Raw genomic sequence first — 6256 nt, forward strand, 5'->3', positions numbered from 1 at the left:
TCGGTGAGAATGCGGGGCTGGTCGGTCATGGGGCCTCCATCGGCTGGTGTGACGTGGCGTGCTGGTGTGACGTGGCGTGTGGCAAGTGGATGTCGCATGGGGGAGCACTGTGAGGTGGGAGCACTGTGACGTTGGAGCACTGTGACGTTGGAGCACTGTGGTGTCTGAGAGCTCGGGGGAGGTGTGGTTGGGGGAGAGCACGGTCGCTGAGCCGGCCCACCAGGTGAAACCCGAGCACCGAGCTAACGCGTGAGCGCCCCGATGATGCGCAGGATGCTCGGCAGATCGTCGGTCGCGGCCTCGGGCGAGGCCGGCGCGAACCCGGTGATGGTCGCTCCGGCGAGGGTGAACTCGGCGCGCAGCGCGGTGATCGCGCCGCCGAGATCCGCCACGCTCAGCCCGAACGGAATGAGGTCGCTGAGGCCCTCGAGGGCCGACGGATCGAGCACGTCGAGGTCGATGTGCACAAAGACGTGCCGGGCGCCGGTTCTCGTGACCGCCGCTACGAGCGCGCTCGGGTCGGACAACTCCGAACACGACACACTCACGAGACTGCGCTCGTGCAGCAGCACGTCCTCGGCGTCGTCGACGTCGCGAATGCCGGCGAGCACGACGTTGTCCAGTGGAACGGTGCTCGCGGCGGCCAGCTCGAGTTCGGCCGGCCCGTCGCCGCTGATCGCGCGCAACACCATGCCGCTGAACCCGCCCGACGGTGAGGATTCGGGCGTGTGCAGGTCGGGATGGGCGTCGAACCAGACGACGGCCAGGTCGCCCGGATGTCTGCGCGCCGCGTGTTCGACGGCGGCCAGCGCGATGCCGCAGTCACCGCCGATGGAGAGCGCCCAGTCGGTCGTGTCCTTCAAGACCTTGGTGTGGCGTTCGCGCACCTGCTGGATCGCGGAGAACCGGTTCACGCCGGTATCGAGCGCATCACCGGCCTCGACCGGCACGTCGACCAGACGCGTCGCCGAGAAGGGCAGGTCGCCCTGAATGGCCGCCGCCCCGTCGACTAGGCGCATGGCGCGTGGAGAAATAGAACCCTGCCACTGCGGCACTACAACGAAGGTGGGAGCCATACCTCAGTATGGCGCAGCGACCGGGGCGGAAAGCATCCGCTTCGCCAGCAGCGAATTTCTCGCTGAGACCCGTCGAAGCGGATGCTGCCGGTCACCTACCCGGATTAGCGCTCCAGCGCGGCGGTCGAGCCGGCCTTCAGTGCCGCGAGGCGGGCATCCACTTCGGTCAGCTCGCCGAGGTCGTCGAGGCTTTCGAACTGGGCGTCCAGGCTCGACGCGGTGAGCTCCTGCGCGCCGCGCACGCGGGCTTCTTCTCGACGGATCTTGTCTTCGAACCGGTTGACCTCACTCGTGGGGTCCATCATGTCGATGCTCTTGACGGCGTCCATCACCTGCACCTGCGCCTTGGCGGTCTTGGAGCGCGCCACGAGCTCCGAGCGCTTGTTGGTGAGCTGCACCAACTTCTCTTTCATGGCGTTCAGGCCGGTCTTGAGCTGGTTGACGACGGCGGTCTGCGCCTGAATCTGCGGTTCGGCGGTCTTCGCCTCCTTCTCGGAGGTGAGCTGACGACCGAGCGCGACCTTGGCGAGGTTGTCGAACTTGTTGGCGTCGACAACATTGCCGACCATCCGCAGCTCGTCGGCCTTACGGCTCGCGGCAAGGGCCTTGTCCCCCCACTCCACGGCGGCTTCCTGGTCTTCGCGATAGTCGTCCTCGAGCAGACGCAGGTTGCCGATGGTCTCGGCGATCGCGCTCTCGGCGTCGGAGATGCTGCTCGAGAAGTCCCGCACCATCTGGTCGAGCATACGTTCGGGGTCTTCGGCCGAGTCGAGGATGGCGTTGATGTTCGCCTTGGCGAGCTGGGAAATACGGCCGAAGATGGACTGCTTGGTCATTCGGGTGTCCCTTCCATAGGTGTGGTCCTGGTTGAGAAATTCCGCCAGGAAAGTGCGTGCATGTTCAGAGTTTAGGGTGACCGGCAGACATGAGTCTGGGAACATTAGAAAGTCCGCGCCGGGGAGGATGTTGCCCCGTGTTACGGGGCCGCTCGCGTGCCAGGCCCACGCCGCGCACACTGAATACAGCACAGCACAGCACAGCACAGCATCGCTCAGTACAGCACAGCAGAATCGACATCGACGGGAGCCCGGCATGAACGAAGAATTCACGAACCGGATGCTCGTCATCGTCGAGGTCACCGGGGCTCGTCCCGACCGCCCCACCTATCACGCCCAGGTGCAGGTGCTCAATTCCCGCGTGGCTGCCGACGCCGAAAGGGCCGGTTGGGCCGTCAACCGGGTTGCCGCGGCCGACGTCACGCCCGCCGACCTGCTGTGCATCACAGCGGATGCCGACGCTCTCGTCATCGTCGGCGGCGAAGACGTCACACCGCACTTCTACGGCGGCACTTCGGGCTACGAGGGCGAAACGCAGCACTTCGCCACCGCCGACGAGGGCCAGATCGCCCTCGTGCAGCGCGCCCTCGCGCTCGGCACCCCGCTGCTGGGCATCTGCCGCGGCCTGCAGATCATTAACGTCGCGCTCGGTGGAAACCTTGTGCAGCACATCGATGACGGAATCCACAAGAACATCGACGTGCCGATCGACCAGATCCTTTCCACCCACGAGGTGTCCCTGTCCGCTGGCAGTACCCTCGCCGTGAGTCTGGGCCGGGTCGACATCTCGGTGCAGAGCGCCCACCACCAGATCGTCGACCGTCTCGGAGCCGGACTCGTGGCCGCCGCCCACGCATCCGACGGACTGATCGAAGCCCTCGAACACGAGAGCGCGCCGATCACCGGTGTGCAGTGGCACCCGGAAGCGCCCGATTCTCCGGCCGATCAGCTTGCCCTGCTCCTGTTCGGCCTGGCCACGCAGCACGAGGCCCGCATCCGCTCCGAGCGCCGGGTCGCCGCCACCGCCCTCGTCGCTTAGCGTCCGACGTTCAACTCTCGCCCGTCTCCGCGGGGTTCGCTGGGGTTTTCGCGTCGGCGAACGGGTGCCCGATCTCGTGTGGGGCCAAGAATGGCCCCGCCACCAGCTCGGGCCAGCGAAAAACGCCGCCGCGTCTGGCTATGGAACAGCCGCGTCGAATGTCGCGTCGAGAGCTGACGCGAGATCCGCCACCAGGTCAGCGGTGTCTTCGAGGCCGACCGATAACCGCAGGTGTCCGAACGTGCGAAACGGTGCCGGGTAGGCCGCAACACGAGGCCCGGAATTGTCAACGTGCACGATGAGCGACTCGTCGTGCCCGAGCGACACGGCCGAGGTGATCACGCGCAGGTTCGCGACGAACCGGTTCTGGGTCGACGTGTCGCCATCGACGGCGAACGCGAGCATCCCGCCGAAACCGTGGCGAAGCTGCCGAACTGCCACGGCGTGCTGCGGATGCGATGCCAGGCCCGGGTAGGCGACGTACGCGACCCGGGGATCGGCCTCGAGAAAACGTGCGATGGCGAGCGCTGAACTGCAGTGCTGTCGAATGCGCAGCGGCAGAGTCACCGAACCGCGCATGATCAGCCAGGCATTGAAAGGGCTGATCACGCCGCCCACATCGACCATCGCGTCGAGCTTGATCCGGCGAATCAGCGCTGCACTGCCGATCACAGCGCCGCCCATCGCGTCGCCGTGCCCGTTGATGTATTTTGTCAGCGAGTGCACGACGAGGTCGGCTCCGTGTTCGATCGGTCGAAACAGCGGCGGTGGAGTAAAGGTGTTGTCGATCGACAGCAGGGCACCGGCCTCGTGCGCGATCGCGGCGATGGCCGCGACATCCGTCACCGCGGTCGTGGGGTTGCCAACCGTCTCAATGTGAATCAGACGCGTCGCCCCGCGGATGGCTCCGCGCACCGCATCGAGGTCCGTCGCGTCGACGAAGGTCGCCTCAATGCCGTATTTGTCGGGCAGCAGTTCGGTGAACAGCCGGTAGGAGGCTTCGTAGGTCACGTTGGCAACCACGACGTGGTCGCCGGTCTTGAGCATCGTGAAAAACACGGCGTGCAGGGCGGCGACGCCGCTGGCCAGTGCCACAGCGTCTTCGCCGCCCTCGAGCACGGCGAGCTTCTGCTGTAAACCCTGCTGATTGGTGCCGGTGTTGCGGGTGTACAGGCCGGGTGTCGCGCCCGACCAGCTCATCATCGACGGATCCTCCGGCAGTGCATAGGAGTTCGCCATCACGATCGGCGTGCGCAGTGCCCCGGATCCGGCATCGATCGCGTTGCCGGCGTGCACCGACTGGGTTTGAAAGCCCAGCGTGGCCGGATCGTGCTTATTCGGCCGCGGTGCCGGGCTTGAGGTGGGGGGCGGATCGGTGCGAGAGCTCATTCCCCCACGCTAAGCCCGCCGCGCGATCCGGCGCCGAACGTTACGTCGTGTGTTAGAGCCAGGTTCGAGCCGGACGGGAGCCGGGCGCACCAGGAACTCACGGCGGGGCGTCGGCGGGACCGAAAAAGCCCCGGCACTTCTCGCCTGGGGGGAGGTGAGAAATATGCCGGGGCCAATCGTTGGAGTGGGGGAACTCCGTAAACAACCGTACGGGGCATGGCCTGAGAAGAGGCTGACAGAAATGGAAATAAGAGTCTACCCCGCGGCGAGCGAAGTATCTCCCGGTCGGTCGGTTTGTTATGTATCCGTTGCAACCACCGGCCTGTCGGGTCGTCACTATTCTGAACCTGGCCCGGGGCGCCCGGCATCTGACGGGGTGCCCAGCAGCTGACGGGGCGCGGCCCCACGCCGTACGCTGAGTCCACCTGCCTGTTCACGACGTCGCCCCATGGAGGATTTCATCATCGACCGCGTTGACAACATCACCCTGCTCCCACCCCGCTCCGGGCCCGCCGACACGGTGGCCGGTCTGCTGTCCGAAATCAGCCGGATCGGCACCGACCAGCAGCACGGCGGCTACTGGCGGCCGGTCTTCTCGACCGCCGAATTCGATCTCCGCGCCTGGTTTCTCGCCCACGCGGCCAAACGCGGGCTCGACGTTACGACCGACCGCAACGGGGTCATCTGGGCCTGGTGGCACACGCCCGACGGCCGCACCGGCAACGCCGTCGTCACCGGCAGCCACCTCGACTCGGTGCCCGGCGGCGGAGCATTTGACGGCCCACTCGGGGTGGCCTCGGCGCTCGTCGCCGTGGACATTCTGCGGGCCGACGGCGTCCGCCCCGAACGCCCGCTCGTCATCGCGGTGTTTCCCGAGGAGGAAGGGTCGCGGTTCGGCGTCGCCTGCCTCGGAACCCGGCTACTCACCGGCGCGATCGACGTGGATCGCGCCCGCACCCTTCGCGACCGGAACGGCGACACGTTCGCCGAGGTGGCCGCGCGTAGCGGCATCGACCCATCTCGCCTCGGCCCCGACCCCCAGATGCTCGCCCAGATCGGCACCTTCATCGAACTGCACGTCGAGCAGGGCCGCGACCTCATCGACCGAAAGCAGCCGGTCGGTATCGGCTCGTCGATTCTCGGCCACGGACGTTGGCGCCTCAGCGTCACCGGCCAGGGCAACCATGCCGGCACGACCCTCATGACGGACCGGCGCGACCCGATGATCGCGGCGGCGGGGATCGTCATGGACATCCGCGACACGGCCCGCGCCCATCCCGGTGCTCGGGCGACCGTCGGCCGGCTCGAACCCGTGCCGGGCGGCACGAACGTGATCGCCTCGCGGGTCGACCTATGGCTCGACGCGCGCCACCCCGATGACGAGGTGACGGCATCCGTTGTGACTACGATTCTGGCGCACGCCCGCCGGATCTCCGCTGCCGAGGGCTGCACGGTCGAGCTCACCGAAGAGTCGGTCAGTCGCACCGTCGACTTCGACGGGGCGCTGCGGGATCGCCTGAGCCTGCTACTTCCGGATGCTCCGGTGCAGCACACCGGTGCCGGGCACGACGCCGGAATCCTCGCCCGGTTCGTGCCGACGGCAATGCTGTTCGTGCGAAACCCCACCGGGGTGTCACACTCTCCCGAGGAATATGTCGACGACAACGATGCCGAGGCCGGTGCGCGTGCCCTCGCCCGGGTGCTGGCTGACCTTCTCGTGCGCGCTGGATGACGCGGACGCTGAACACGGACGCTGAACACGGACGCTGAACGCGGGCAGCTGAACGCGGGCAGTTGACCAGACGGGCGGTTAGACAACGAAAGGCCGGGGGGGGGGGCCCCCGCCACGGGGGGCCCCCCCCCCCCCCTAGTTATTTGTTTGGTTGGTTTTAAAAAAAAAAACAACCCCACCAACA

5 protein-coding genes are annotated in these 6256 nt (G+C 66.8%); 2 read left to right on the forward strand and 3 right to left on the reverse strand.

Annotated elements, in window-relative coordinates:
* Nucleotides 1-242 precede the first annotated feature (242 nt).
* Nucleotides 243-1076 (reverse strand): arginase family protein, encoded by an 834-nt coding sequence (locus tag LH475_RS06675; protein ID WP_196843134.1) that lies wholly within the window; start codon nt 1074-1076, stop codon nt 243-245.
* 104 nt (nt 1077-1180) lie between these two features.
* Nucleotides 1181-1912 carry a PspA/IM30 family protein gene (locus LH475_RS06680; RefSeq protein WP_196843135.1) on the reverse strand — a complete coding sequence of 244 codons (732 nt, stop codon included), beginning with the start codon at nt 1910-1912 and terminating at the stop codon, nt 1181-1183.
* Nucleotides 1913-2168: 256 nt separating this feature from the next.
* On the opposite strand from LH475_RS06680, the gene LH475_RS06685 reads away from it, so the two are divergent.
* Complete coding sequence (locus tag LH475_RS06685; RefSeq protein WP_196843136.1) at nt 2169-2951, forward strand: gamma-glutamyl-gamma-aminobutyrate hydrolase family protein; 783 nt, start codon at nt 2169-2171, stop codon at nt 2949-2951.
* A gap of 138 nt (nt 2952-3089) precedes the next feature.
* Here LH475_RS06685 and LH475_RS06690 read toward each other — a convergent pair whose 3' ends face one another.
* Nucleotides 3090-4340 (reverse strand): aminotransferase class V-fold PLP-dependent enzyme, encoded by a 1251-nt coding sequence (locus LH475_RS06690; RefSeq protein ID WP_196843137.1) that lies wholly within the window; start codon nt 4338-4340, stop codon nt 3090-3092.
* Nucleotides 4341-4788: 448 nt separating this feature from the next.
* Between LH475_RS06690 and LH475_RS06695 the strand changes: the two genes are divergently transcribed.
* Nucleotides 4789-6072 carry an allantoate amidohydrolase gene (locus LH475_RS06695; protein WP_196843138.1) on the forward strand — a complete coding sequence of 428 codons (1284 nt, stop codon included), beginning with the start codon at nt 4789-4791 and terminating at the stop codon, nt 6070-6072.
* The last annotated feature ends 184 nt before the right edge of the window (nt 6073-6256 follow it).

Origin of the sequence: Cryobacterium sp., from assembly GCF_026786305.1 — a bacterium.
In the GTDB taxonomy this organism is placed as follows: domain Bacteria; phylum Actinomycetota; class Actinomycetes; order Actinomycetales; family Microbacteriaceae; genus Cryobacterium.